Raw genomic sequence first — 25547 nt, forward strand, 5'->3', positions numbered from 1 at the left:
ATAGAAAATAAATTAGATAATTAAAATTGGAATAATAATGACTGAACTTACTTCAAGCGAATTGAATCCGTTTCAACAAGATCAAAATATTCAGCCTCAAATTCAAAAAGCCGATCATCCCCTGTCTCCTGAGGGACGTTTTGGCCGCCTGTCTTATTTAGCGTGGCTATTTATCATTAGTATGATTTATACCTGCCTATTGGGCATCAGCGTCGCGCTGGGACTTTTTGCATTTTTCAATTCAGCAGAACGTAGTATTGAAGCACTTTTTAATTCATTCTTAGGACTCAGTGCAATCGCACTGATTGTCGTTTCCATCGTTGCAATGTTTGTCGCAATGATCTGCATTACGATCCGTCGTTTACATGATCTAAATAAAAGCGGTTGGCTCTGTTTAATTTTTCTCATCCCACTCGTCGGTACCATCTTTAGCATTTATGTGATGGCTGCAAAAGGCACTGATGGTGAAAATAAATATGGCATTAAGCGTCCAACGGAACAAACAGAGAAAGTTATTGGGTCATTGTATCTAATCCTGATGATTGTTTATTTATTGGTCATGATCCCATTGATGTTCAATATGCAAAGTATGATGAGCAATTTAGAACAAGCCCAATTACAAGAACAAGCAATGATGTCTGAAGGTGAACCTGAAGAATTAACGGATGAACAACTTGCGGCTTATTTAGAGCAAGCTGAATCAGAAGGTGAAGAACTTGCTTATGCAGATGGTGAAAGTGTAGAAATTTTAGAAAATGCAGACAGCTCAGCAGAAGATGCTGCAATTGCAGCTGCAGAAGCTTCTGTAGAATAAACACGCATTGTTTAGGGCATAAATGAACAATATGTATTGCAAGATATGCTTTGTAAGAAATGTTATGCAAGAAAACCTGTGTGCGCACAGGTTTTTTTATACCTGTTATTTATGCTTTAAGTTGTTCACTTGAATTCAAAATAAATTAGGCGTAAAGTTGCGATAATTTAGTTACCCTAGTTAACTATCATGAATTCCACATTAGGTTTCCGCTCTTCACTTCTACGCTGTGCGCGTCTTATGAGTGATGAAATCAACACGATTTTATTGCCCTATCAATTGAACTATTCACTTTGGCAAGTCATGTTTGTCATCCGTGAAAAAACCGCTTGTACATCTATTGAAATTGCGGAATATTTAAATGTATCCAAGCCATCCATCACTAAGCGTGTCAAAATTCTTGCACAGATGGATATTTTGGCACATGTGCAAACTGACGATAAACGTCAAAAGAAAATGATGCTCAGCGAGACTGGACGTGAGTTATTTCAGCAATGTGCAAAAGACATAGATGCCTTTGAGCAGCGCCTGATCGCGCCATTAGCTAGCCAAGATATCCAACATTCCATTCAAATTTTACACCGTCTCATGCAAGAACTTGAACAAAGCACTGTAGGTGATGATCATGCAAGATAAAGCACCACTTTGGACTCGAAATTTTATTTTAGTCAGCGCCATTAACTTCCAATTGGTTTTAACCTTTTATCTCTTGGTTGTGGTGATCGTGGGCTATGCGGTGGCTGAATTGGGTGCGACTACAGCCCAAGCAGGTTTAGTTTCAGGCTTGTTCATTGTCGGCACATTGGTCGGGCGTTTATTGGTAGGCAAGTTCCTAGAACGCTTTGGACGTAAAACGACACTGATCGTTGGTTTAATTGGCTTTTTAATTTTTTCTGGTTTTTACTTCATTCAGTTTGGCGTCGGCATGTTGCTCTTCATACGCTTTATGCATGGCTTTATGATGGGTATGGCATCAACAGTGCTGGGTACCTTAATTGCCCAAATCTTACCAGCGACACGTCGCGGTGAAGGCATTGGCTACTACAGCATGAGTAGTACTTTAGGTACGGCTATTGGGCCATTTCTTGCCATTTGGATGATGTTACATATTGGTTATCATGCGATTTTTATCGTTTCTACGATTATCGCATTGAGCTGCCTATTGGTTGCCTTGCTGATTCAAGTGCCCGATTTACCCAAAATCAATAAACCTCTTGATACTGTTGAAGCCGTCAAAAAACCGAGTTGGATTGCTCAATTTGTAGAACCTAAAGCATTACCGATATCATTCATCATGCTTTTCGCTTCAATCTGCTATTCAGGCGTTTTGTCTTTCATTAACTTCTATGCCAAAGAAATCGATTTGGTTGAAACAGCCTCGTTTTTCTTTTTGATGTATGCCATTGCGATTTTAATTTCTCGCCCATTTACAGGCCCGTTGATGGACCGTAAAGGTGAAAATGTAGTGATCTACCCTGCTTTTGTGATTATGGGCGTGGCATTGGTATTACTCAGCATCACTCAGAGTTCATGGATGCTTTTACTTTGTGCAGGCCTACTTGGACTCGGTTATGGCAATATTCAGTCGGTCTGCCAAACAGTTGCCGTGAAAAGTGCACCGCTTGAACGTATGGGCTTTGCCACTTCGACTTTCTTTATCTTTTTAGATGCCGGCTTAGGCTTTGGACCATACTTTATCGGTAAATTGCTCGACCATATTGGTTACTCACAATTGTATTTGTATAGCGCATTTGCTGCCTTTGCATGTATTGGTGCCTACTACATTTTACATGGTCATTATGCCGTTCGAACCGCTTAAACTGTATTTAAACATCAAATCGTCGGCTGAAACGTCGACGATATTCTAAGGGGCTCAGCCCAGTTTTTTTCTGAAATAACCGTCGAAATGAGCTTGGGTCACTATAGCCAACATCTCGCATAATCAGATCTAAAGCATGTCCCGTTTCTTCTAAACGCTTTCGTGCAGCTTCAATCCGTATTAATTGTAAGTATTGATTGGGAGGAATATCCAAAGCCGTTTTAAAATGTCGAATCAATGTCCTCGTTGTCACATTAAACTGCGCCGCAAGTTCATCTAAGACTATATTTTCATGATAATGCTGTTCCAACCAATCTTGAACTTTTTGCACTAAACCATCCTGATGCGGTTTAGATATTTTCAATAATGAATAGGACAACTGACTATCACGACGATAATCCAATACAAATGATTTTGCCGTGTGGATTGCTGTTTCAAAACCATAAAAACGTTCTATTAGATGCAGCCCCAAATCAAACCATGCTAAGCCGCCGCCAGCACAGTAAATATTTTGATCATGGCTAATGAGCTGATCTGCATTCAGTTTGACCAAAGGATAGCGTTCACGAAACATTTGCTGAAAGCCCCAATGCGTCGTTGCCTGCTTACCATCTAAAAGCCCTGCTTCTGCCAGAAAAAAATTACCCGTACAGTTTCCTGCGATCAGTCCGCTCTGCAATTGCCGAGTTTTTAATAATTCGATCAGTGCTGCGTTTTGCGCTAAAACATCTAAGATCGGCGCGCCTATCGTTGGGACAATGATGACATCTGCATCTGTTATTTCAGAAAATGCTAAATCTGCATAAAGCTTGATGCCATTGATACATTGCACAGCTTGAGCATGTTGTGAGGCAATTTTGACCTGAAATAGCCGCTGCACATTTTGTTTTTGAATCCGGTTCCAACTGACTCCCGCCATTGCAAATAGATCAACAACCCCAGTAATCGCAGAAGCCAAAGCACCATCATATGCTAAAATTATGATTTTCTTCATTTAAAGTTCAAATTATCAAAATGTCATTTTTGACTTATTAAGTGTCATTATTGACAATTCTATATCTAAAAATCAACTGCTAGGCTTAAGCCATAAAATTCGACCCGATTAGAGATTGATCAATGGCGCAGTTAATCAATGACAAAGATTTAAATTTTTTGCTATTTGACGTGTTTAAAGCGCAAGACTTAACGCATTACCCACGTTTTGCTGAGCATGATGTTGAAACCTTCAAAAGCATCCTAGAAACTGCACAAGGTATTGCTCAAGACTTTTTTGCACCCCATAACGCAACAGCCGATCAAAACGAACCTACGTTTGATGGTCAACAGGTTAAAACCGTTGCTGAAGTCAAAACGGCATGGAAGCAATTTGCAGATGCCGGCTTGCTTTGTGCACAGCATGATTATGATGCAGGCGGTATGCAACTTCCGACTTTGATCAACATGGCTGCAAATGCTTATTTCATGTCAGCAAATCCTTCATCAGTGGCTTATTCATTTCTAACCGCTGCGGCTGCAAATGTGATTCAAGCTTTCGGTACGACTGAACAAAAAGATAGGTTTGTACCGCATATGTTCAGTGGTCGCTTTGCAGGAACGATGGCCATGACTGAACCTGATGTGGGTTCATCTTTAGGTGATTTGACCACAAAAGCTATACCGCAAGCCGATGGTACCTACCTCATCAAAGGCCAAAAGATGTTTATTTCAGGGGGTGACCAAGACATCACTGAAAATATCGTCCATTTGGTCCTTGCTCGCATCCAAGATGCACCTCAGGGCGTAAAAGGTATATCTCTGTTTATTGTTCCGAAGTTTAAAACCCTGAGCGATGGTTCACTTGCAGGCGCCAATGACGTTCAACTGGCTGGCTTATTACATAAAATGGGCTACAGAGGTACAACATCGACAGTACTGAGCTTTGGTGAAAAAGACCAATGTACAGGCTATCTGATTGGTGAAGCAGGTGCTGGTCTTAAATATATGTTTAAGATGATGAATGAAGCACGAGTCGGTGTCGGCTTAGGTGCAGCCATGATTGGATACCGTGGCTATTTAGAGTCACTCGAATATGCCAAAAACCGTCCACAAGGTCGCTTAGTATCAGATAAAAATCCTGCCTCAAAACCTGTCAATATTATTCAACATACAGATGTTAAACGGATGCTTTTGGCACAAAAATCCTATGTGGAAGGCGCACTCGCATTATGCCTATTTGCTGCACGATTAATTGATGAACATCAAGCCGCTAACAATGAAGACAGCGCGTTGTTATTAGATTTGATTATCCCTGTCGTCAAATCATTCCCTTCCGCCTATGGACCAAAAGCCAATGATTTAGCCATTCAAGTTTTAGGTGGCGCGGGCTATACCCGTGAGTATCCGCTTGAACAATGTTATCGCGACAACCGCTTAAATCCGATCCATGAAGGTACATTTGGTATTCAATCTTTGGATTTGTTGGGTCGTAAGCTTTGGCAGCACAACAGCAAAGGTTTGATGCTGTTATTACAACGTATGCAAAATACGATTGATCAAGCTCAACATCCAAAAACGGAAGCGCTTGCAGCGATTTTTTCAGCGCATTTAAACACGGTGAAGAAAACCACACAAAGTTTGGGACAAGTCCTCGCACGAGGTCGTGTCGATCAGGTACTGGGTAATTCTGCCTTGTATCTAGACATGATGGGCAAAGTCATCATTTCATGGCTATGGCTTGAAATGGCTAATCAAGCTCTTGTGAAATTTGAACATTCAGATTTAGCTGAAGATCAACAATTCTTAGCAGGTAAATTACAAGCCGCGCAATATTTTATCCGCTGGGAGTTACCTGAAATAGAACATCAAGCCAAGTTATTGCTAGAACTTGATGATACTTGCCTCAACATGCAAGAAAGTTGGTTCTAGCCACCCGTTTAGCTCAGTCCTCAATGGGCTAATCTGGACAAGGTTTTCACGGATGAAAATCTTGTCCAACCCTATCTATTTCAATAAAACTGCAATAAAAAAAAGAACTTAGATTTCGTTCCTTATTTATCAAAATTGAGTGCTATACATCGCAATTATTGGAAGACTTTAAAACGAGCGGCATCATCCATATAGCCTTTTTCTTTCGCTTCACCTTCCACTGAACCAAAAACCAATTGAGCACGAAGTTTCCAATGCGCAGGAATGTCCCATTCAGCATGCACTTGTTCATCCACAATTGGGTTGTAATGCTGTAATGATGCGCCTAAACCTTCGGTATGCAATGCGGTCCAAGTCGCAAATTGGGCAATGGCAGTTGAATGTTCGGCCCAAATTGGAAAGTTTTCTGCATAAGACGGAAACTGTGCTTGTAGACCACTGACCACATCTAAATCTTCAAAGAACAAAACTGTACCCAAACCTGCTGCAAAACTTGCCATTTTCGCCGTCGTCTTCGCAGCACTTTCTTCATCTTTTGCATAAGATTTTAATTTGTCAGCGACTAAGCCCCAAAATTTTTCGCTTTCACCATTAAATAAAATAACAGCACGAGAAGATTGTGAGTTAAATGAAGACGGGCTTTGTTTAATCGCTGTTTGGATCAAATCAGTTAAATATTCTGTGCTTTGGCTTACATTGTCCCCAATAGCATAAATAGTGCGACGTTTGCGAATCAGGTCAATAAACTGATTTGACATATAAAATGGTCCTTTAAAATAAAATGTGCAGATGAGTCAGAAACATTTGGAATGATAAGTATCGCGACTTTCCAAATGTTTTGAATGCTTTACTTGCTTGATGAGTCACTATGAAACAGTCATTTGCCGAAGTAAATCTGAAGTTCTGCTGTACATATAAAAAATCCTCCTAAGCGGAGGATTTTTCGACTAAAACTTTGTACAGTTTAGAATTTTGCTTCTAATACATTCGCTGACACTTGGTTTTTCCAAAGCTCACGTAAAGTCGGTAGATAGAATTTTTCACCTAACTCAACCAACTCTGCATCAATTAAACCATGAACTTCGTGCATGAATAGATAATCCAGTTCAACAGTTTGTAATTTTGACTGTGCTTTTTTATATTCTTTGCGCTTTTGCTGTGCTTTTTTTACCAAGTTATCTGCATAAGCACGGTCTTTATATTGGGCAATAGCATTCAAACGTAGTTCGATTACGCCCCAACCACTGAGTAGCAATTTAAATTTTTCAAAATCTGTCGTTGTCGATTCCCAGCTCATTTCTTCTAGATTTTCATTTTCAGGCAAAACTGGTAGCAAAAGCTCCATAACACTTGGGAAAATCTTTTTAAAATTCAAAACAAATTTAACAGGATGCTCGCCCGGATAGTCTTTAAATTGAACGTTCTTTTGGACATCTGTCAAATAGATGGTGAGCATTGGGGGAAATCCTTAAATAAAACACTGTCTTGCAAATATTTATTCAAACAAATGTCAAATAGCAACGAAAACAGAAAAAGAAAGGCATTTTAACAAGTGTGCCAATGAATTCAAAGCCCAATCCAATGAATTACTCGCTTCATCATCAGGCCTTTCTTCATTTTGTTCGTTCCCCTATTTTTAATAAATCGTCTGGTTTCTATACATACATTTCAAGATGAATATGAATCCAAAGAATCTGTGTTAGGCAATAACTAGTTGAAAAATAATTCAATCATATATCCAATAAAAAGAGAGGCTGAATATGAATCAGCCCCTCTTTTTATTTTCAAACACTCTAGATGAATGATCTCAAAACAATTTATTTGGTATTGGGTGAAACCATTTGCTCAGGACGAACCACTTCATCAAATTGCTCTGCAGTGACTAAACCGAGTTCTACCGCAACTTGTTTTAAGGTTTTTCCTTCTTTATATGCAGTTTTAGCAACTTTTGCAGCATTTTCATAACCAATCACTGGGTTGAGTGCCGTAACTAACATTAATGAGTCATGTAAGAAATGATCGATTTTTTCACGGTTTGGCTCAATGCCTACTGCACAGTGGTCATTGAAGCTATTACATGCATCGCCGAGGAGTTGAATAGATTGCAATAAGTTAAAGGCAATAACAGGCATAAACACGTTTAATTCAAAGTTACCCGATGCCCCCGCAACATTAATGGTTGTGTCATTTCCAAGTACTTGAGCAACCACCATCGTCATGGCTTCACTTTGAGTTGGATTGACTTTACCTGGCATGATGCTTGAGCCAGGCTCATTTTCTGGAATGCGTAGCTCACCAACACCACAGCGTGGGCCACTGGCTAACCAGCGCACATCATTGGCGATTTTATTTAAACTTGCAGCAAGTGTTTTTAACGCACCCGACGCAAATACAGCTGCATCACGCCCTGCAAGTGCTTCAAATTTATTTGGCGCAGTGACAAATGGCAGACCCGTTTGTTTCGCAAGTTCTGCTGCTGCTTTTACAGCATATTCAGGATGTGCATTCAGACCTGTACCGACCGCTGTACCACCTAGTGGTAATTCATACAGTCCTTCTAAAGCTTGATTTAAACGCTTCAAACCATGATCTAGCTGTGAAACATAGCCGCTAAACTCTTGGCCTAATGTTAAAGGCGTTGCGTCCTGTAAATGTGTACGGCCAATTTTAACAATATCTTTAAATTCGTTAGATTTTGCTTCTAAGGTATTACGCAGTTTTGTTACTGCAGGAATTAAAAGCTCATTGATTTGTAAACTTGCAGCCACATGGATTGCAGTTGGGAACGAATCATTGGTCGATTGAGCACGATTTACATGATCATTGGGATGGACAGGTTTTTGTGAACCCAATGGATTGCCTAGTTTTTGATTGGCAATATTGGCAATTACCTCATTACAGTTCATATTACTTTGCGTACCTGAACCAGTTTGCCAAACTACCAGTGGAAATTGTGCATCCCATTGACCTAAGATCACTTCTTCGGCTGCATTGACGATATAACCAGAAAGTTCCTGAGGGATTTGACCCAATGCTGCGTTAGTAATCGCTGTTGATTTTTTCACGAGACCCATTGCACGAATCATTGGACGTGGTAAACGTTCACCACCAATTTTAAAGTTTTGCAAACTACGCTGTGTTTGTGCACCCCACATCGCATCGCTAGGTACTTCAACATCGCCCATTGTGTCATGTTCAATACGTGTTTGCATAAATGACCTCATATCCTTATCTATAAACTTGAACGTCTGTGCAGAATCAAATTCTGCTGATAAATACAGTTTAGGTAACTTGCTTAGATTTGTAAATAATAACCATTATCAATTATAAGTGGTTTATTTGATAATCTTTATCGTGATTTTATAAAGATTATCATGCACAATGATTAAATTTATCCAATACAAGACGAGCTAATTCCCTCTTAATGTTTGTTGATAGAAACGCCATTCATCTTCTAGCATTTTCTTTAAATCTTGTTCAGGCTGCCAATCAAAAGTACTTTTCGCTTTCTGTGTACTTGCCCCAAGCTGGTCATATTCATGGCTTGGGTAAAAACTAGATTCGACCGTCTTAATCTCCGCCTGTGTCACTTCTGAAAGCGTATCCAACAGTTGCTGTATCGAAACCAATTCACCTGAAATATTAAAGGCCTCACAGCTGAATTGTTGCTGCGACAACCATTGCAAACATTGCCACACCGCCTTACAGCAGTCGAGTACATGCAAGAAACTCCGTTCCACAGTACCATCTTCAGTTTTGGCTTGTTTGCGAAGTTCGATAAAGTCTCGTTGTAAAGCCCCGACTTGCATCGCAAGCGGCACAATATTTTTTGGCAATGGCGCAACAAACTCACCTAAAACTGCATGTTCGAATGCACCTGCGACGTTTCCTAAACGCAAAATCGCAATTTTCCACTCATTATCAGTACGTGCCGTATCCCGTATAATTTCTTCCACCATTTGTTGAGATTTCACATAGGGATTTGGATAGGTAAAATTGATTTCTGTGTCTTCTGTTAATTCTGCCGACGACTGTCCATATACCGCTAAACTTGATAAATGGATCAGTGTTCGTACACCTGTTCGCTGCATAGCACGCAGCAAACTCATGATACAACTGACATTATCATTATAATATTCAAGTGGTTTAAGGACGGATTCTTCCAATGACTTAAAGCCTGCCGTATGAATGACAGCATCGACGTTATATTGTTCAAATACTTTATTGAGTGCGGGAGTATTGCGAATATCGAGTTTGACAAAAGGCACATACATACCTGAAATAAATTCTAGTCGTTCAAGTGTTTGTAAATTCGCATTGGATAAATTATCCACAATAATGACTTCTTGACCTTGAGCCATTAAACTCAAGGCTATATGTGAGCCTATAAAGCCTAAACCACCAGTCACTAAAATCATTGTTTAGATACTCCTTATAGTTATCAAGCTTTTACAAATCTTTGGCATCATCTCGGTGTCGTCACCAACTTATCTACAGATCTAAATTTTGAAACTTCGCCTCAGCATTTTTCATGAGCCGAACAATCTGCAAGAGCATTCTTGTTTTATCTTACTGCTTTAGAATTTTGACTGTGTTGCAGTTATGGATATTAACTGTATTTGATTTACGACAAATGACCTCGCTAGCGATCCAATTTGAAGACATCACAATTATTCGTGGCATTTGAGTGAACGCGTTTAGAAGAAGATATTTAAAAATAGTCGCACGGCAAACATATTACACAGCAACAAAATATTAGAGATGATCTTATCGAATGAGCAAATTGAATTGAGCAGTCTGACTATTTTTTGAGGTATAGGATCTGGATGTGAACGCCAGATGAATTATCAGAAATATTCATCTGGCAAGATGTTGGCAATGTAACTATAGCAGCAGCAAAAGTTTGAAATCGCAAATATCTAGCAAACTTAATTTAGCGGATATAGCCTTTTTTGATCATGGCTGAAAATAGAAATTCGTAAACTTTTAAGATCATGCTCACCAAATAAGACCCATATTTTCGCCATAAAGACAGTCCAACAAAATTCAGTAAAACCGCAATAAACAGCGCTCCCGCCATATCCATTGGATAATGCACACCTAAATAGACTCTCGACCATGCCACAAGAAAAGCGAATGCGAGAAATACATAGCCGACTGTTTTTTGCTTTGAAAATATATAAGAAAATGCAATCGTACTAAAAAACAGCATGTGATCACTCGGGAATGATCCATTCGGTGAATGTTCTATAATCGTGCGTCCAACATCCAAGACAAAGGGTCTAGGATAGTAAAAGAAACTTGAAATCACTTGGCTGATTAGAAATGCGACAATTGTAAAAACAGTGGCTTTAACGATTTGTTTTTTGGTGTCAAAACTGCCTTTAAACCAAGCCAAAAACATCAAAAGAATCACGATATAAAATAGATCATTGGCAATAAATATGGCAAAAGAAATAGTGAAATCTAAAGCATTGTCCGAAGCATTGATTGAATTAAATAAACTTAAATTAAATTTCTCTATATTCATGAGATGGTTTAAAAAATGAAAAGATCATAGCATTCTACAAAATCAAAAATTGCGTTTTATTCATATAAAGATTTTTCAGTATGTAACCGCACAGTTTATTTATGAAAAGTGTTAGCTTGAGGCTGAATCCCAAATAAACCAAAAGTTATATTTGAAGAAAAATTGGCAATGACTTCGCTGCCTAAATAAGCAAAACTTCGTAAATATTCAGATCATTGAGTAAATCATTGTATACTAGCTTTTTCTTCTGAACTCAGAACAAACTGTCGATCTAGACCGTTTATTCATTTAGTGAATTTCGATGAGTACTCTATTACTAATTACCTCCTCACCTACTTCGATATTGGCTTGGCATGCTTTGGGTCTTGCTCAAGCGCTGAAGCAGAAAGACGAAAACTTTCGGGTTTTTTTCTATCAAGATGGTGTAAATGTGGCAAATGCACTGCAATGGGTGCCAGATGATCAACGCAAACTCAGCAGTGAATGGCAAAAACTCGGCATTTGTTTACCTGTTTGCGTAAGTGCAGCGCTCGCACGTGGGATCACAGATCAGGAAAATGCACAGCGTCACAATATTCAGCAACATAATCTAGCTGAACAATTTGAACTTGTAGGCCTAGGCGAACTTGCCGATGCCGTACAAGCTGCCGACCGTTTATTGCAATTCTAAGTATTTTGATTGCCGCGCATTTGTAGCATTGAAAAGGAAAATTACGTGAAATCTGTACTGGTTGTTTTAACCCATGCAAATCTTGCAAGCTTACAAGTACATGAAAGTCTTTCTGCGACCATGGTGCTTGCAACCTTCGGCTGTGACGTTAAAGTGTTGCTCAAAGATGCTGCGCTGAGCTTACTTCAAGCTGAACAAGAGTTTAGTCAGCTCAAGCATGCATTTAAACTCGCATCCAACATGGTTGATAGCTTTGAGTTTTATGATCTCACCCCGATTTATATTGAACAAAAAAATTCACAGCATCCATTTGTGATCAATAGTGAACAAGAACTTGAGTTTGTTCACTTCAATACTGAATTGATTCAACAATTTGATCATGTGTTGTATTGGTAAAAGAGGAATGATGATGTCAAATTCTACGCTGTATTTAGTCCAAGCCAGCTATGCCAATACCCTACAGCACATCCAGCAGTTAGCCAGTTTAATCAATCCTGAAGATGCAATCATCCTGATGGGTGAAGCAGTCTTACATATTGCAGATGAACAAATTCAGCAATTTGGCACATGTTATGTACTTGAAAATGATGCTGAAATTTTAGATAAAACTATGAATTATAGTCATATGAAAGTAATCGACTATGCCGCTTTTGCTGATCTATGCCTTGGATTTAAAAGATGTATTTCACTCAAATAAATTGAGTAAAAGCGATCCATTTCTACAATCTTCTCTTTTGGAATGAATATGAATCTTGAATTAGACCAAGATGGCCATTTGGTGGATTACACTATTTGGAATGAAACTGTTGCCCAAGAACTGGCTAAAAGTTTAGAACTTGAGTTAAGCCCTTGGCATTTTGAAGTTTTAAAAGCTGTGCGACAGTTTTATCAACAGTTTGGTCACTCACCGGCAACTCGCCCACTCATTAAATTTTTAATGAAAACGGTGAGCGCTGATATTAATAATGCGGTGTTACAAGACAAATTTAACACGGGTTTGGTCGCTCGGCATTTAAGTCGTTTAGCGGGAATCCCTAAGCCTGCAAATTGTTTGTAATTTTAAAGCAATCTAAATGCCGCTTAGGCTATTTTGGCTAAATAGATGCAAATCAGCATCTTGAAGAAAGCCATAAAACAGCTTAGGCAGGTTTTAATTGGTTGAGAGCGATGTAATAGGCTTGGGTAAATATCGGTTTGACCTGTTTGGCTTGGATCGGTTCAGCACAACATGAGCACACCAAAACCGGTTTAAATTTTTGCCCACATGCCTGATGCACATATTCAACAGGTGATCCTAAGCCCTGATCCATATATTGATCGGCCCAATGTGTCATAGCTAAAAGGATTGGATACAAGTCTAAGCCTTTTTGCGTCAGTCGATATTCAAAACGTTCCTGACGCTCGACATAAGCAACTTTGGTTAAAATACCCTCTTCAACCAAACGCTTTAATCGGTCGGATAACACATGACGCGTCACACCGAGATTTTGTTGAAAGTCATCAAAACGTCGAATGCCCATAAATGCATTACGGATAATCAACATGGTCCAACGATCCCCTAGCACTGAAAGCGCACGAGCGATTGAACACGGTTGTTGACCAATATCATCCCATTTCATTTTATGAACCATCAAAAATAACGACCAACACCCAATTTAATTCATGCCTGTTGATTTTGCAAAATCCTTTTCAATAATCTTTGATGTACAAATCATAAATCCACCATCGTTTCAACGCATTCATTTTATCTGCTTGATCTGTAAATGAACTAAAAATGTATTTTGTCTTTATTGTCCTCAATTATTTCTAGCCATGCACGCGTTGCGGGACTCATGGCAACAGTGGTATTCCAGGCCATACTGAGTTTCCAGTCTAGGTTTGGATTTTCTAATTCAGCCATATGGTATTTTGCCGCATCAAGTTGTTCACAATAAATTTTAGGCAGGAGTGCAATCCCGACATTTGAATCTACCATTTTGGCGATGAAGTCCCACTGGCTACTTTTACACACTACATTGGGCTCAAATCCGACGTAATTTGCCGCCTGTATAATGATGTCATTGAGTGTGAAGGTATCGTCATACAATAAAAAGGATTCTTCTTTTAATTCAATCAGCGATACTGTTTTTCGCTTACGCCACTGTGAGTTTTTTTTGGACAATAGACACAAAGGTGACTCCATCACTGGAATACCACTCAGCACCGGTTTCAAGTGACCCAAAATAATCCCGACGTCGACCTGTTTTTTTAAAATGGCACTTTCTATACCTGTCGCCCCAACCTCAAAAAAGCTCAGTTCAATATTGGGGTATTTTTTATGAAACAGCGCGATTAACTGACTGAACAACACTGATGCCAATGGCGGTAAACCTAGGGTCAATTTACCTTGTTTTAAGGCACGAACTTGGGTAACGGTATCAAGCATCCGTTGTTGTTCATTCAATATCACTAAGGCATGCTGATAAATCTGCTCTCCCATATAGGTGAGCTGTGCTTCCCTTTTTCGACCTGCTTCTCCTTTATGAAATAAAGGCACGCCGATCTCGTCTTCTAACTGACGAATTAATTTACTAATGGTCGGCTGAGTGACAAAAAGCGCTTCTGCTGCATGACTAAAACTCTGTTTTTGTACGATGGTCACAAAGACTTTTAAGCTTTTAATGTCCATTATTATTCCATTTAAGCATAATTAATAATTAATTATTCATAATTATACAGGGTATGCACTTTTAAAATAGCGTCATCTCCTATTCTACTGTCGTCTCATGGATACGTTTCCACAATCTACTTCCAAATTTACCCAGTTTCTTAAAACTTTAGCGCAGCTAAGTTTATTGATATTGATCTGGTGGATTGGCTCTTGCATTCAATCTTGGTTTAACTTGCCGATCTCTGCTGGCGTGATTGGTTTATTGCTCCTTTTAGCCGCATTGTTGAGTGGTTTATTTAAAATGCAGTGGATCAAACAAGGCTCAGATTTTATTTTGGCTGAACTGGTTCTATTCTTTATCCCCTGTGTAGTTGGATTAATTAAATATCAAGATTTATTACTCAGCTCTGGCTGGCAGTTAATTTTAGCCGTGGTACTGGGTACCGTCTGTGTCATGGTGTTTACAGCATTTACGGTTTATTGGGGCTTTAAACTCGAGGCAAAACTTAAAGCGAAACACCAAACTGCGACAGATCATGATGTCAACACAGCAGGAAAAACCTTATGAACGATTTTGGGTTGAACAGCATCTCTGTATTGTTTTTCGTCCTGACCCTTGTCGGTTATATTTTGGCGAAAAAGCTACATCGTAAGTTACCGTATATGGTTCTTTCCCCTGCACTATTCGTCCCGTTTGTGCTGATTATACTCATGCTTTGCTTTCATATTTCATATGACACCTATATGCAAGAAAGCCAATGGATTGTATGGATGCTCGGCCCTGCCACTGTGGCCTTTGCTATTCCCATCTATGAATATCGACAAATTATCCGTCAGCATGCGCTGAGCATTAGTTTAGGCATCGTGATTGGCATGTTAGCTGGGATTATTAGTGCTTTTTATTTGGCACAGTTGTTTCAGTTTGACCAAGAAACGTCTTATAGCTTAATGGCACGTTCCATTTCTACGCCCTTTGCCATGGAACTTACCTCGAATATTGGAGGTTCAGTAGAATTGGTGATTCTATTTACCATGATTACTGGGATTGCCGGCGTGGCTATGGCTGACCTAGTTTTGGCTGGGCTTAAATTGCATTCACGCTTTGCACAAGGTGCGGCTCTTGGCAATGCTGCACACGGATTTGGTACAAGTAAAGCATTATCACGTCATAAAGAAGAAGGTGTTGCAGCCTGCTTGAGCATGGTACTTGCTGGAGTATTTATGGTATTGCTTGGGCCATCGCTTATTCATTTAGTCATTTATCTATTGGGATAAATAAAAAGCCCAGTGCAGTCTCTGGGCTTTTTAAATGATGATTTAAACTGTTTCATCTGTAAAACTATACAGCTAAATAATGTATTGCTATGACAAACGTTAAAAGACTCGACACTTCTGTGATTTCAATCGCGGCACCAATTGTATCTCCTGTCACACCACCTATACGCTGAATAAATTTCCATCGTAAATACAATAAAGTACAAATAAATGTAAGAATACTGACCACTCCAGTCCAGCTAAAATACAAACATGCACTTAGGCAGAGTGTAAATATCATGTATGCCGACTTTCGTGGAATAGTTGCTGCTATCGATGAGCCTAAGCCTTTTTCACGGACATACTGAGTTGTTAAAAACAAAAATAAAGGGGCTAAACGACCTAATACTGGAAATACAATTAATGCCAAATACATTTGCTGTTGTAGCAAAACATAAAGCGCCGACCATTTGAGTAAGCAAATCACGACGAGGCTCAACACACCAATCGGCCCACATGCAGGGTCTTTCATGATTTTAAGTGTACGTTCGGCATCACCAAAGCCACCGACCCATGCATCTGCCGTATCGGCTAAACCATCTAGATGTAACCCACCTGTGAGCCAAATCCAAACCACAAGCAAAATGCTACTGAGTAAGATGATTGGCAGGCTGTGAAATGTAAAAGCAAGCAAGGCAAGAATGCCACCGATCAGCAATCCCACCACTGGATAAAACAGTAAAGACTGTCCATTTTGCTGTTTCGATGGCATCGCTTTGAGTTGAATCGGGAAAGTCGTGAGAAACTGTAGAGCAATCCAAAAAGGTGTCATTCACTTTGCTCCAAAAGACGGATATTTGCGCGATTTTGAACAAGAAATGAATTTAATTGTCCCAATTCAGCCGTCATTTTTAATAAATCATCTAAGTGACTTTGCTGTGCCATACATTTTAATAATTTAATCACGCCGCCATGGGAAACCAATAAAACGCGGTGCCAATGATGCTGTTGAGCCTGCAAGACTAACTCATCTAGACCGCTTAATATCCGATGTTGAAATTGCTGAAGACTTTCTGCATTCGGTGGCGTAAATGTGCTGGGACTTTGCCAAAACTGTGCGAGTAACTCTGGAGTGTTTTCATAGATATGCTTGGTTGATACCGCTTCCCAGTCGCCAAAATGAATTTCTTGAAACTTCGCATTTTCAAACATTGGACATTTGAGTTGTTGAGATAAATCTAAAGCAAATAAACGGCAGCGCTGTAAGTCAGAAGTAATGATGACATCCCAGCTCGCTAAACCGTGTGTATGTATGACGTTCAATACATCATCTATGGTCTGCTGCATCTGCTGCCAACCTTTTTGCGTCAAAGTATCATCTGTAGAGCCACGTAAGGTATGGCTCAGTTCAGTCTCACCATGACGCAATATATCTAAACGGAAATGTTCCATTTAAACTTTTTCACCAATCACAGCAGCTTGCGCGAAAGTTGCCATGTTGTTATGTAAACGACATGCCAAACGAATTAAACCTAATGCCGCACCGGCACCGCTACCTTCACCTAAACGTAAATTCAACTTCAAAAGTGGTTCAGCTTCAAGGGCTTGGAGTAAACGTTGGTGCCCATATTCAGCCGATTGATGACCAAAAAGCATCCACTCACGTACAGCAGGATTTAAACGAACAGCGACCAAGGCAGAAACCGTACTAATAAATCCATCCACGACCATTGCTAGCCCCAATTGTGCACAGCGAATGTATGCTCCAACCATCGCGGCAATTTCCAAGCCACCAACAGCACAAAGAGCTTTAAAGACATCTTGGCCAACATAGTCCTGATGTAAAGCCAAGGCCTGATCAATCACTTGTTTCTTATGTGCCAATTGTTCAGCACGAATACCTGTACCAACACCTGTCAGTTTTTCGGCCGGCTCATTAAATAAAAAACATGCAACAGCAGAAGCCGAACAGGTATTACCAATGCCCATTTCCCCTGCGACATAAATAGACGCACCTGCAGCGATAGCATCTTCAACACTTTTACGACCAAGATTCATCGCTTCAATACATTGTGATTCGCTCATCGCAACAGTTTTAGCAAAATTTGCTGTACCCGCTGCAATACAGTAGCGCTCAACCCCTGCATATTCATAGGCTTCACCTACAGAGCCACAGTCAATCACTTGTAGTTTGGCTTGATACTCACGTGCAATGACACTAATACATGCACCACCGGTCGTGAAGTTTTGTAGCATTTGGCGTGTGACAGCTTGTGGGTAGGCCGAAATATTTTCTTCCATCACGCCATGATCACCTGCAAAGATGGTGATCCATGGGAAATCGATATTAGGCTGATCCGTGTTTTGTAATGATGCAAGTTGCACCGCTACATTTTCAAGTTCTGAAAGCGAGCCCGTAGGTTTAGTTAGCTGTAACTGGTGATTTGACGCCTGTTGCTTAGCTTCGATACTCGGATTTTGACAGGGTTCTTGCCACCAGTTCATGCTTTATCTCCTTTTAAGATCATTGGAAAACCTGCAACACAAAACACCACATGGTCAGCAATTTGACCCAGTTGTTGATGCAAGCGCCCAGATTCATCGACGAATTTTCGACTGATTTGTCCCATGGGAACAACGCCCAGCCCAGTTTCGTTACTGACTAAAATAATATCTGACTTTAATTTTGGCAGCACCGTAAGTAATTTTTGGCATTGATGCTGTTGAAAGTCTGCTTGTTCATGCAGCAATAAATTACTCATCCACAGCGTTAAACAATCGATAAGAATGGTTTGATGAGCTTGGTCTATTTCAATTAAGCGGTCGGCTAAATATAGAGGCTCTTCAATCAGCCCCCAATGCTCAGGACGGTCAGCTTGATGATGCTGAATTCGCTCCTGCATTTCCTCATCATATGCTTGTGCCGTAGCGACATAGATGACGGCTTGAGCACTCGCTTTAGCTTTTTGTTCTGCAAGTCGGCTCTTACCTGAACGTGCCCCACCCAAAATGAAATGAATCATGATTGTGCCATCTCTATATTTTGTCTGAACTGATGTTGATAATAAGGACTCAATGCCCCTTGTAATACTTGAGCCTGATAATGACCAAAAGTCAGTTGCTTGCTTTCAAAATCAAAGCTGTGCTGTTCAACTTGTTGGATTCTTTCAAAAATATCATCGCTATTCCATGCCTGTTTATACAAGCCCAATGTAATATGCGGACAATATTCGATCGGTGCAATTTCATTCGAGCTTACATTGAAAGCTTGACGTAGATGATCAAACTTACGATCTAAATCCAAAATTTCAATAAACAGTGCGCTTTGAAAGCTATGGATCTGACCTGTACGTAGCCGAATATTAGATAGCGATAACTGTCGAAGTTGTTGTTGATGCAGTGCCAACTCATCTGCTGAGAAATTATCATTCCATCGTTGTTCAGAATGATCGATTAATTGGGTTTTATTCAGCTCTTCAAAAAAACCACAAATAAACACGGTGATATGAAATTGGCGCGTATTCGGCGTGTATAAAAGATCTGAAAACTGCGCTCGAAGTGCTGTGAGATATGCCAATAATTTAGGATCCTGTATTTCTAGATACCACAAAGCATAGTGCTGACGACCTTGATGCCAATCGGGATAATCCTGATTGAGCGTCGGTACGACTTGCGTTGAAGGTTTTAGAAACACAGATAAATCACTTTAAATTCAATCTGCTTTATTAAAGCATGAATCAAAACAGACTTTACCCAATTTTGATTTAGTAATATTCAGTTAGAACTGAAATTCATTCATCTAAGACCTCTATTTAAGAAAAAAAATGCCGAGTCATACTCAGCATTTTGATTCAATATATATTGCGCACAGATAAGCATTATATTTTAGGCAAATTTCGCAGTATCTTTCTGATCTTGCGTTACAGCATGGTTTTTCCAAGATGTAAACTGCTCTGTGGACTGATCAGAAAAATGCTGCAACTGTATCATTACATTGGCCTCAATCTGTTCAATACGTTCCAGTTGTTCAAGCTCGTTTCTCTTTTTCAGTTCTGAAAATTGCAACTGGATAAAGTTGATAGCCTGATCCATCGAACATTGATTAACACTCACGGCATACATCAAACCATAAACAATCCCTTTCTGTAGATGTGTTGTCTCCAGTCCATATTTCACATTGGTCGCCAACGAACCCAACACTCGTTCATTAAATGCAAGTTTCCGTAAAGGATCACGTGCCACACGCGCACATGGGTCTTTGTACGCATGTTCACAAGAGTTTATAAAACTCTCTGCCAGTCGTGTTAAATCAAAAGCACGATTTGGTAAGCATCGTGCTAAACCAGCCTGCACCTCGTCAATGAGTTCATGCATAAATTGATCAACGCGATTATCTGCAAGTGCCACACCTATGGTTTGATGATTGAACAGTACGGATTGCCAAGCCAACATGGCATGCACGCCATTCCATAAGCGATTTTTAATTAACTGGATATCTTCAATATGATCGACCAATATCATTTGACGCATTTTTTCCAACAAAGGACTATTATTTTCCACATAGATCGGCATGTCAGATTCAGCATTAAATAAAATTAAATCCATGCTTTGCAATATATGACTTGGGTGAAAATTACGTCGCATATCCTCAACATATAAAGTAGCCTGACGTTCCTGATCTGGATTTAATTTCGTCGCATCTTCTAAGTCTAATTGAGCATCCACTTCAACTTCATCTAATTGAAATTGTTTGAAAATATTATATTTTATACGGAGCTGACGATATAAGTTTTGGTCACTTAACTTAGATACCATGCGGTTGACCACGGTGTCGCAAAAATAGTGTTGTTGCATGATTTTCTCAGCAACGACAGCTCCTGCAAGCTCAGTTAAAGCCTGATTTAAATGTGACATTAATAATTGTTTTGCCCCGACTTTATTCAAAATGATGAGTATCGTTAGGGGTTCAATGGCTTTTTCATCATGTGCAATATGTCGTGCATACAGGCCTTGCGCAATGGTTTTGGCTTCTTCCGCAATCGCTTTTTCAGGCAAACAGATGGCAACTAAACTCGCCTCCGTGTACATTTCTTGCATCTGCTGAATATTTTCAGCATCAATGACTGCCATGTTTTCAACGCGTTCGTCATAAGACAATTGACCATAGCGAATACTATAGGTACCAAATGCATTGACCGCAGAACGATATAAAGGGTTACGAGTCGATGCATAGATTTTTTTCGGGCGAGTATAACCATCCCAATGCGACAAAATTTGAGCTAAATAGCCACCACCAATCGCCCCAAAACCATGAATACCGACAGTGAGCTGATTAAGTGTTTGTGGAAAAGCCTCTTGCACATGCGGCATCTCTAAATGCGCAGTGAACGGGTCAAGTTCCGTCAAGCAGTCATACATACATTCATAATAATATTTGGCTTTGGACAGCATGTTTTCATTGGGCGATTTAATATCTTTAAACAGTACAGTAATACCGCCAGCGTCAAAGGCTGAAGTCACACCATTTTCCGAGTCTTCAAACATCAAACAATCAGCAGGACTTAAATTCAGCTTTGCGGCAGCACGCATAAATATTTCAGGATGTGGCTTACCATTTTCAACTTCATCACCACAGACTAAGACATCAAAGAACTTATACACATTGGCATTGATGAGATATTCTTCTGCGATTGCTCGGCGACTCGATGTTGCTACAGCCATCCGTAGTCCTGACTTGCGTAAGCGTTCTAATACTTGAACCAAGCCTTTTTTGATCGGGACACCAAACTGACGAACATGCTCCAGCTCTAATTCATCTGCACGTTTGCGAATATCTGCGTATGGAATGTTTTCATCATATTCGGCTTGGGCCAATCGATGCGCGCTTTGTGCACTTAACCCCAAACAATTCATCAGATATGATTCGGAAAACTCAACACCGATCAATTCAAGAGATGCCTGTTTCAATGTTTGAAACCGTAAACGTTCAGTATCAAACATTGTTCCATCCATATCAAAAATGGCGCCCAGAACCAAATCATTATTAAATTTAAGCATTTAACCTCCGTTATTTTTTATGTGAAAAGAATAACGGAGAAAACTATTGATTCAGTACTTTGAGAATTAATGAAACAATTGTGGTTATTTTTTAATCAAAAAGCTTGCTTTTAAAATCTATTTTGTAAAATCAATCGCTGATCAAGTAACATCATGTAATCAAAACCCACTGTTGTCAGGATGGTACGGTCTACACAGTGATCTATTGCTGTAAATATACAATTCACTGCAATTTCACTCAGTAACTCGCTTCACGGTTTGAGTTTTGGTTTGAAATAAAAAGAATACGATCAGACCGAGCATCACTAAAAATAAAAAATAATACGGAAATTCTTTGTGCCACTGATATAAACCCGTACTAATCAGTGGCCCGACAACAAAGCTCAAAGCCTGAGTGGCTGTACACCAACTTGCCACCTTAGTCTGTAACGCACTGGGCGCCGTTTGCGCTGCACCCGTTGTAAATGCAGGGATTAAACATGCAACCGATATACCATATAAAAGATATGTAGCTTGAAATATCTGTAATTCAGTGGTGAAAACCGAAATCAGCAAGGCTGCTGCCATGCTAAACAGCCCAACCCACAGTAAGCGATATACGGACCAATTTAAATACTTAGAAATCAGCGTTTGCATAATCACCAAAGCAATACCTACGACGAGAGAACATCCTGCAAAATGCACTGCGCCTTCTGCAGCAGTCATATTAAAGCGGTCTTGAATATAAAACCCTGCCGTTAAATTCACGGTCACGATGGCAAGATAGAGACTGAATCCCAACATTAACCATGGATAGCATTGCTGAATGCTCAAATCCGTAGATGGTGACTCATGCTTTTCTGTCATTGGCTTTTCAACGCTATGCTGTTCTGTATGTCGGTCAAAGCTGAACACCAAGACCACAGAAATCAACGCTAAAATAATGATTGCTGCCCAAAGCGGCGTCATGATTCCACCAAAGCCCAGCAGCAAGGTGGTTAGAAATGGACCAATGATCACGCCTGCACTATTTAATGCACCGAATTTTGACATTGCTTGTGAACGCTGCTGCTCATTGCTAAAACGGGTCATCACATAAGTTTGCAAGGCAATCTGTGGCATCGCCATAAATACCCCAGTCGCTGCGCGTGACAACATCAATAAACTAAACAGCAGCAACATCCCTATATGAACAGTAAGGCCATACATCAACACGGCTGTAAATAGCCCCCATGTCACAGCCATGCCCACAAAACCGATACTCAACAACTGATAAATCGAAAACTTGGATTGATTTTTTGAAATGTAAATGGCACCAACAGCCATCAGCAGCGCACCGACGGAAACCATCGCACCGCCTTGTAGTTCAGAAAATTTTAACTCACGAACCAATGGCGCCAACAGCGGCAATATCATCGAGAAACTTGCACCATTGGCAAGACTGGCAGCAATAAACAGTTTATTATTTCGATCCATTATTTTTGTTATCCATTTTTAATGGCTACGTTATAAACAATAGAGGTGACTTAAGCCACCTCTATTTTGTAAGTCACGATACCGTGCTTTAAACCTGATTCAGGCTTTAAATCAGTATTTCACCGTATAACTTAAACCGTAGGTGCGACCTTGAGCCGCTAGGCTAGAAATTGGGCCATAGACAGTTTCAACCGACTGACTGTATACCGACTTATAATCCGTATTCCACACGTTGTAGACACCAAAGCCCACATTACCCGGTCCTACTTTTGCATTGGCAATCACGTCCATCGTTGCAAAGCCTTTAATTGACGCTGCTGGAGCAGATCCATATTTCACAGCGTCTTTTTGGGCTTTGTCTGTACCGCCAATCGCTAAAGCTTGAACACGTAGGCTCATGTCATTATCAAATTGCCACTCTGAAAATGCTGTACCTTTTAAAGGTGCTACACGAATGGCATCCAATTCTTGCCAGTCACCTTGGGTATTTTTAAATTGGCCCGTGGTATATGCAACTGTGCCCCCAACCGTCCAATTTGGTTGAACTTCATAACTGGCATTGGCTTCGACACCATAGATACGTTCATCGGTATCAATAACATCAATGGTGTAATTCGGCGCACCAAATTTCAGGCTTTTATCTGAGTCATTATAAAAAGCCGTGACTCCTGCATTTAAACCACCGGCATTTTGTACACGCCAACCGAGTTCATAGTTATTGACTTTAATCGGGTCAATGGTTTGGCTATTAATCACAGAATTTGCCGGCACATCGCGCAGCATACGTTGCACATCGGGCAAGTTTGAACCTTGTGAGAAATTAGCAAACACTTGCTGTGCATCTGTTAAGTGATACACCGCGCCAACATTAAACAGCGTTGCATCATGTTTTACTTTGCCGCCATTCAGTGTTTTCGCCACATAACCTGGGGTTAAATCTGCAGTAATTGCTTCCATATAAGGCACAGATGAATCGACATCGCTTTCTACACGTTCATGGCGAATGCCTGCTTGTAAGCCAAGTCGGTCGGTTAATTCATATTGCGCTTGGGCAAATACGCCAAGTTTTTCTGTTTCAACATCTGGGCCAAAGGCATAGTAGTTAAACGGCTGATAACTCAAACCATTACTTTGAATAAACGTTGCGCTGTCATACATTTGGATATTTTGTTGATCTTTTTCATTTTCATAGTCCACACCATAGGTTAAACCCAGTTCACGACCATTTAAGTTAAGATCTTTTTGTAGAGCAACACGCGCGCCTAAAACATCGATATCGGTTTCTGACTGATACACCAAGAAGAGTTCAGGTGCCATTTGACGTGCAGATGGGAACCACCGTGCTTTTTCATTTCGATAATAGGTTTCAGCGTTTAGACGGTGGCCTAAAATATCTTGATTTTCATATTGTGCGTTGACGCTATAACGTTCAGTTTGTGGTTGTTCAGCAAGTTGTAAGCCTTTTACCGCATTTAATGACAACGGCAGCTTGCCACCCACGGGCTGTGAGCGCAGCGCATTTAAATTTGGACCATAGTCAGGGCCATAGTCACTATCTTGCTCATCATTATAATATTGCGCGCCAAAACTCAGCGTTTGACCATCGGCAATTTTCCAACTGACACGACCATTTAGATCTAAAGTGTCGGTATCTTGACGGTCTGTTTGTGCAATTTCAGGTCCAATACGGTTGCCATGACTATCTTGTATTTCACCACGTTTGGTATAGCTTGCACCTAAAGTTCCGCGTAAATTGCCTTGATTAAAGTTCATGGTTTGTGCAGCTTCATAAGCCAGAGCATCAGACTTAAAGTTATTACCAGAAGTAACACCGACTTTCGTTTCAAAACTCAGCGGTTCAGATCCACCTCGTTTGGTGATGATATTGATAATACCGCCTGTCGCACCTGAACCATAAATACTACTTGCGCCAGAGACCACTTCAATTCGTTCAATCATCGACGGGCTAATACTCGCCAGTTGTCGAGATCCATCACGATATCCCGTTTGCGGCACACCATCGATCATGTATTGCACCACACGTCCACGCATGGTCATCCCATAGTTAGACGTTGTACCACTCGATGGAGTCAGTGATGGCACCAATAAACCAACAATATCAGCTGTGCTTTTACCTGCATTGGCTTGTTTTTCAATTTCTTCTTTAGGAATGCTGTACACCGTACCCGCAATATCTGAAATGCTTTTCGCAGAACGAGTTGCCGTCACAACAATCGGTGCCATTTTAGTAGCTACTGCAGTTTGTGTTTCAACTGCAGTATTTTGTGCTGTGTCCGTTGTGACGTCTTGTGCATAAAGCTGAGTGCAAATTGCAAGGCTGAGACACGTCAGTTGCATCGGTAGAGCTAAACGTTTCATATTCTTTTCCATTTC

At 40.2% G+C, this 25547-nt stretch carries 27 protein-coding genes; 11 read left to right on the top strand and 16 right to left on the bottom strand.

Going from position 1 to position 25547, the window contains the following annotated elements:
* Positions 1-37: 37 nt before the first annotated feature.
* From FTU16_RS03575 to FTU16_RS03590, 4 genes are all read left to right on the top strand, one after another.
* Complete coding sequence (locus FTU16_RS03575; protein WP_168377548.1) at positions 38-814, top strand: DUF805 domain-containing protein; 777 nt, start codon at positions 38-40, stop codon at positions 812-814.
* Between the two features lie 18 nt (positions 815-832).
* The gene (locus FTU16_RS16670; RefSeq protein WP_354667282.1) at positions 833-934 is read left to right on the top strand and encodes a hypothetical protein; all 102 of its coding nucleotides are present in this window, start codon (positions 833-835) and stop codon (positions 932-934) included.
* 66 nt (positions 935-1000) lie between these two features.
* Positions 1001-1450, top strand: a complete 450-nt coding sequence (locus FTU16_RS03585) for a MarR family winged helix-turn-helix transcriptional regulator (protein WP_373683041.1) — start codon at positions 1001-1003, stop codon at positions 1448-1450.
* On the top strand, positions 1434-2633 hold the full coding sequence (locus FTU16_RS03590) for an MFS transporter (protein WP_180162712.1): 1200 nt from the start codon (positions 1434-1436) through the stop codon (positions 2631-2633). The genes FTU16_RS03585 and FTU16_RS03590 overlap by 17 nt, the downstream gene beginning before the upstream one ends.
* A 7-nt stretch (positions 2634-2640) precedes the next feature.
* On the opposite strand, the gene FTU16_RS03595 is transcribed toward FTU16_RS03590, so the two are convergent.
* Positions 2641-3627: a GlxA family transcriptional regulator gene (locus tag FTU16_RS03595; protein ID WP_180162713.1), complete on the bottom strand. Its 987-nt coding sequence runs from the start codon at positions 3625-3627 to the stop codon at positions 2641-2643.
* A 122-nt stretch (positions 3628-3749) separates the two neighbouring features.
* Between FTU16_RS03595 and FTU16_RS03600 the strand changes: the two genes are divergently transcribed.
* Positions 3750-5537, top strand: a complete 1788-nt coding sequence (locus FTU16_RS03600) for an acyl-CoA dehydrogenase (RefSeq protein ID WP_180162714.1) — start codon at positions 3750-3752, stop codon at positions 5535-5537.
* Positions 5538-5692: 155 nt separating this feature from the next.
* On the opposite strand, the gene FTU16_RS03605 is transcribed toward FTU16_RS03600, so the two are convergent.
* From FTU16_RS03605 to FTU16_RS03625, 5 genes are all read right to left on the bottom strand, one after another.
* Positions 5693-6295, bottom strand: coding sequence for a nitroreductase family protein (locus FTU16_RS03605; RefSeq protein WP_180134711.1), 603 nt, complete (start codon positions 6293-6295; stop codon positions 5693-5695).
* Between the two features lie 206 nt (positions 6296-6501).
* On the bottom strand, positions 6502-6993 hold the full coding sequence (locus FTU16_RS03610) for a hypothetical protein (protein ID WP_078193829.1): 492 nt from the start codon (positions 6991-6993) through the stop codon (positions 6502-6504).
* Between the two features lie 361 nt (positions 6994-7354).
* The gene (gene fumC, locus FTU16_RS03615) at positions 7355-8749 is read right to left on the bottom strand and encodes a class II fumarate hydratase (protein ID WP_180162715.1); all 1395 of its coding nucleotides are present in this window, start codon (positions 8747-8749) and stop codon (positions 7355-7357) included.
* A 198-nt stretch (positions 8750-8947) separates the two neighbouring features.
* Complete coding sequence (locus tag FTU16_RS03620) at positions 8948-9955, bottom strand: SDR family NAD(P)-dependent oxidoreductase (protein ID WP_180162716.1); 1008 nt, start codon at positions 9953-9955, stop codon at positions 8948-8950.
* Positions 9956-10470: 515 nt separating this feature from the next.
* Positions 10471-11067, bottom strand: a complete 597-nt coding sequence (locus tag FTU16_RS03625; protein WP_180162717.1) for a phosphatase PAP2 family protein — start codon at positions 11065-11067, stop codon at positions 10471-10473.
* A gap of 301 nt (positions 11068-11368) precedes the next feature.
* Between FTU16_RS03625 and tusD the strand changes: the two genes are divergently transcribed.
* From tusD to FTU16_RS03645, 4 genes are read left to right on the top strand one after another with little or no spacing between them, the layout of a single operon-like run.
* Positions 11369-11737: a sulfurtransferase complex subunit TusD gene (tusD, locus tag FTU16_RS03630; protein WP_180162718.1), complete on the top strand. Its 369-nt coding sequence runs from the start codon at positions 11369-11371 to the stop codon at positions 11735-11737.
* A gap of 45 nt (positions 11738-11782) precedes the next feature.
* A complete protein-coding gene (locus FTU16_RS03635; RefSeq protein WP_180145897.1) occupies positions 11783-12133 on the top strand; it encodes a hypothetical protein in 351 nt (116 codons plus the stop codon).
* A gap of 13 nt (positions 12134-12146) precedes the next feature.
* Positions 12147-12434 (top strand): DsrH/TusB family sulfur metabolism protein, encoded by a 288-nt coding sequence (locus tag FTU16_RS03640; protein ID WP_180054851.1) that lies wholly within the window; start codon positions 12147-12149, stop codon positions 12432-12434.
* Between the two features lie 48 nt (positions 12435-12482).
* Complete coding sequence (locus FTU16_RS03645) at positions 12483-12794, top strand: TusE/DsrC/DsvC family sulfur relay protein (protein WP_180026275.1); 312 nt, start codon at positions 12483-12485, stop codon at positions 12792-12794.
* 82 nt (positions 12795-12876) lie between these two features.
* Here FTU16_RS03645 and FTU16_RS03650 read toward each other — a convergent pair whose 3' ends face one another.
* Both FTU16_RS03650 and FTU16_RS03655 read right to left on the bottom strand, forming a co-directional pair.
* The gene (locus FTU16_RS03650; protein WP_078191046.1) at positions 12877-13356 is read right to left on the bottom strand and encodes a helix-turn-helix domain-containing protein; all 480 of its coding nucleotides are present in this window, start codon (positions 13354-13356) and stop codon (positions 12877-12879) included.
* A 149-nt stretch (positions 13357-13505) separates the two neighbouring features.
* Positions 13506-14405 (bottom strand): LysR family transcriptional regulator, encoded by a 900-nt coding sequence (locus FTU16_RS03655; protein WP_180007851.1) that lies wholly within the window; start codon positions 14403-14405, stop codon positions 13506-13508.
* 97 nt (positions 14406-14502) lie between these two features.
* Here FTU16_RS03655 and FTU16_RS03660 point away from each other — a divergent pair, with 97 nt between their 5' ends.
* Positions 14503-14955 carry a CidA/LrgA family protein gene (locus FTU16_RS03660; RefSeq protein WP_180022109.1) on the top strand — a complete coding sequence of 151 codons (453 nt, stop codon included), beginning with the start codon at positions 14503-14505 and terminating at the stop codon, positions 14953-14955.
* Positions 14952-15662, top strand: a complete 711-nt coding sequence (locus FTU16_RS03665) for an LrgB family protein (protein ID WP_180078902.1) — start codon at positions 14952-14954, stop codon at positions 15660-15662. The genes FTU16_RS03660 and FTU16_RS03665 overlap by 4 nt, the downstream gene beginning before the upstream one ends.
* Before the next feature lie 64 nt (positions 15663-15726).
* On the opposite strand, the gene FTU16_RS03670 is transcribed toward FTU16_RS03665, so the two are convergent.
* From FTU16_RS03670 to FTU16_RS03705, 8 genes are all read right to left on the bottom strand, one after another.
* The gene (locus FTU16_RS03670; protein ID WP_180162719.1) at positions 15727-16473 is read right to left on the bottom strand and encodes an adenosylcobinamide-GDP ribazoletransferase; all 747 of its coding nucleotides are present in this window, start codon (positions 16471-16473) and stop codon (positions 15727-15729) included.
* Positions 16470-17093 (bottom strand): histidine phosphatase family protein, encoded by a 624-nt coding sequence (locus FTU16_RS03675; RefSeq protein ID WP_180117876.1) that lies wholly within the window; start codon positions 17091-17093, stop codon positions 16470-16472. Before FTU16_RS03675 ends, FTU16_RS03670 begins: the two co-directional genes overlap by 4 nt.
* Positions 17094-18146: a nicotinate-nucleotide--dimethylbenzimidazole phosphoribosyltransferase gene (gene cobT / locus FTU16_RS03680; RefSeq protein WP_180063810.1), complete on the bottom strand. Its 1053-nt coding sequence runs from the start codon at positions 18144-18146 to the stop codon at positions 17094-17096. It lies immediately after the preceding gene.
* Positions 18143-18664 carry a bifunctional adenosylcobinamide kinase/adenosylcobinamide-phosphate guanylyltransferase gene (gene cobU, locus FTU16_RS03685; RefSeq protein WP_180162720.1) on the bottom strand — a complete coding sequence of 174 codons (522 nt, stop codon included), beginning with the start codon at positions 18662-18664 and terminating at the stop codon, positions 18143-18145. The genes cobT and cobU overlap by 4 nt, the downstream gene beginning before the upstream one ends.
* Positions 18661-19335 (bottom strand): 2'-5' RNA ligase family protein, encoded by a 675-nt coding sequence (locus FTU16_RS03690; RefSeq protein ID WP_180162721.1) that lies wholly within the window; start codon positions 19333-19335, stop codon positions 18661-18663. Before FTU16_RS03690 ends, cobU begins: the two co-directional genes overlap by 4 nt.
* A 191-nt stretch (positions 19336-19526) precedes the next feature.
* Positions 19527-21698, bottom strand: coding sequence for a bifunctional mannitol-1-phosphate dehydrogenase/phosphatase (mtlD, locus tag FTU16_RS03695; protein WP_180162722.1), 2172 nt, complete (start codon positions 21696-21698; stop codon positions 19527-19529).
* A 234-nt stretch (positions 21699-21932) separates the two neighbouring features.
* A complete protein-coding gene (locus tag FTU16_RS03700) occupies positions 21933-23153 on the bottom strand; it encodes an MFS transporter (RefSeq protein ID WP_180162723.1) in 1221 nt (406 codons plus the stop codon).
* A 111-nt stretch (positions 23154-23264) separates the two neighbouring features.
* Positions 23265-25532 carry a TonB-dependent receptor gene (locus FTU16_RS03705; protein ID WP_180162724.1) on the bottom strand — a complete coding sequence of 756 codons (2268 nt, stop codon included), beginning with the start codon at positions 25530-25532 and terminating at the stop codon, positions 23265-23267.
* Between the last annotated feature and the right edge of the window lie 15 nt (positions 25533-25547).

Source organism: Acinetobacter sp. YH12069 (genome assembly GCF_013419675.1).
GTDB classification, from domain to species: domain Bacteria; phylum Pseudomonadota; class Gammaproteobacteria; order Pseudomonadales; family Moraxellaceae; genus Acinetobacter; species Acinetobacter amyesii.

Bases quoted from the DNA above. Each gene is read 5' to 3' on its own strand.
- FTU16_RS03670 (WP_180162719.1), bottom strand. From the start codon at position 16,473: ATGACACCTTTTTGGATTGCTCTACAGTTTCTCACGACTTTCCCGATT.
- FTU16_RS03705 (WP_180162724.1), bottom strand. From the start codon at position 25,532: ATGAAACGTTTAGCTCTACCGATGCAACTGACGTGTCTCAGCCTTGCA.
- FTU16_RS03600 (WP_180162714.1), top strand. From the start codon at position 3,750: ATGGCGCAGTTAATCAATGACAAAGATTTAAATTTTTTGCTATTTGAC.
- FTU16_RS03650 (WP_078191046.1), bottom strand. From the start codon at position 13,356: ATGAAATGGGATGATATTGGTCAACAACCGTGTTCAATCGCTCGTGCG.
- cobT (WP_180063810.1), bottom strand. From the start codon at position 18,146: ATGAACTGGTGGCAAGAACCCTGTCAAAATCCGAGTATCGAAGCTAAG.
- FTU16_RS03655 (WP_180007851.1), bottom strand. From the start codon at position 14,405: ATGGACATTAAAAGCTTAAAAGTCTTTGTGACCATCGTACAAAAACAG.
- FTU16_RS03605 (WP_180134711.1), bottom strand. From the start codon at position 6,295: ATGTCAAATCAGTTTATTGACCTGATTCGCAAACGTCGCACTATTTAT.
- mtlD (WP_180162722.1), bottom strand. From the start codon at position 21,698: ATGCTTAAATTTAATAATGATTTGGTTCTGGGCGCCATTTTTGATATG.
- FTU16_RS03595 (WP_180162713.1), bottom strand. From the start codon at position 3,627: ATGAAGAAAATCATAATTTTAGCATATGATGGTGCTTTGGCTTCTGCG.
- FTU16_RS03620 (WP_180162716.1), bottom strand. From the start codon at position 9,955: ATGATTTTAGTGACTGGTGGTTTAGGCTTTATAGGCTCACATATAGCC.
- FTU16_RS03640 (WP_180054851.1), top strand. From the start codon at position 12,147: ATGTCAAATTCTACGCTGTATTTAGTCCAAGCCAGCTATGCCAATACC.
- FTU16_RS03645 (WP_180026275.1), top strand. From the start codon at position 12,483: ATGAATCTTGAATTAGACCAAGATGGCCATTTGGTGGATTACACTATT.
- FTU16_RS03675 (WP_180117876.1), bottom strand. From the start codon at position 17,093: ATGGAACATTTCCGTTTAGATATATTGCGTCATGGTGAGACTGAACTG.
- FTU16_RS03625 (WP_180162717.1), bottom strand. From the start codon at position 11,067: ATGAATATAGAGAAATTTAATTTAAGTTTATTTAATTCAATCAATGCT.
- tusD (WP_180162718.1), top strand. From the start codon at position 11,369: ATGAGTACTCTATTACTAATTACCTCCTCACCTACTTCGATATTGGCT.
- FTU16_RS03590 (WP_180162712.1), top strand. From the start codon at position 1,434: ATGATCATGCAAGATAAAGCACCACTTTGGACTCGAAATTTTATTTTA.
- cobU (WP_180162720.1), bottom strand. From the start codon at position 18,664: ATGATTCATTTCATTTTGGGTGGGGCACGTTCAGGTAAGAGCCGACTT.
- FTU16_RS03575 (WP_168377548.1), top strand. From the start codon at position 38: ATGACTGAACTTACTTCAAGCGAATTGAATCCGTTTCAACAAGATCAA.
- FTU16_RS03665 (WP_180078902.1), top strand. From the start codon at position 14,952: ATGAACGATTTTGGGTTGAACAGCATCTCTGTATTGTTTTTCGTCCTG.
- fumC (WP_180162715.1), bottom strand. From the start codon at position 8,749: ATGCAAACACGTATTGAACATGACACAATGGGCGATGTTGAAGTACCT.
- FTU16_RS03610 (WP_078193829.1), bottom strand. From the start codon at position 6,993: ATGCTCACCATCTATTTGACAGATGTCCAAAAGAACGTTCAATTTAAA.
- FTU16_RS03700 (WP_180162723.1), bottom strand. From the start codon at position 23,153: ATGGATCGAAATAATAAACTGTTTATTGCTGCCAGTCTTGCCAATGGT.
- FTU16_RS03660 (WP_180022109.1), top strand. From the start codon at position 14,503: ATGGATACGTTTCCACAATCTACTTCCAAATTTACCCAGTTTCTTAAA.